The sequence below is a fragment of the Prevotella sp. S7-1-8 genome, assembly GCF_000758925.1.
Taxonomy (GTDB): Bacteria; Bacteroidota; Bacteroidia; order Bacteroidales; family Bacteroidaceae; genus Prevotella.
Genome location: NZ_JRNC01000139.1, coordinates 1 through 944, shown reverse-complemented (window position 1 = coordinate 944; position 944 = coordinate 1). Strand labels below are relative to the sequence as shown.

At 46.0% G+C, this 944-nt stretch carries 1 protein-coding gene; it reads right to left on the bottom strand.

The annotated features are described in order from the left end of the window. Nucleotides 1-944 (bottom strand): VapE domain-containing protein (locus tag HMPREF1640_RS12360; RefSeq protein WP_036895387.1); only part of this gene is annotated, 944 nt, incomplete at both ends.

Below are 944 nucleotides of genomic sequence, written 5' to 3'. Positions count from 1 at the left end.
ACCCATACGCTTGGCAACAAGTGGCTGGTGAGTATAAATACCCAAATAAGTGAGTATCTCCGTAGTGGTCATTAACGAATAACTTTCATTCTCCGTTGGCTTTTCAAAACAACGCAACAAAAGCTCCATCTCTGCAGTTTGTACTTGAAAGTCTTCACTCTCTCTATATAGTTCGGCAATCTCGTCATCATCAAACCAATAGCGAAAACCTGACTTTAACAGGGCTTTGGCTTCCGCATAAACATTGTCCATCGAGATAGCTTTTGCTCTCTCAATATTTATGGAAAGCACTTCAAAGGGCAAGAAGCGCCTGCTGCCTGTGGGGTCGGTAAGGAAGTCATTGCCATTTACCGATGCTACGAAACTCGCCAAGTGCGGATGTTCCTCCACATACTTGTCGTAGGGCATACGGTACTTGACCATCGGGCAGGTGATGAGATTTTTCAGCTCGTTCTCGTCACGCTTGTTGAGGGCTTTGAGCTGGTCATCAATGTTTACGATGAGATTTTGCCCTATATAGGTAAGCGTGTCCTTCTCCTGCGGATATATCTTGCCCGTATAGCTGTAACCGTGAAGAGCCGGAGGACAGAGCAAGTCAAGGAATGTTGTCTTGAACTTGTCCTGCTCACCTGTCAGCACGAGGCAAGTGTGGTTACGATATTCACGGTCGTCCATGGCGTTGGCAACCGCTGCCACGAGCCATTTGGTAAGGTATGGCAGCCACTTGTCAGAGTTGCGCACAACTACGCAACTTGCCAAGTCAGGAATGGCTTTCAGTGAAAGGGAAGAAATATCACAACAGCAATTGTTTTCATTATTGCCACTACTGTCATGATTACAACTATCGCTATTGCCACTATTATTACCACAGATATTACCAATATCCCTCAAGGGCAATCCCTTGAAATACTCCTGTATAGGGTTGATACGTGGAGGGAAGCTGC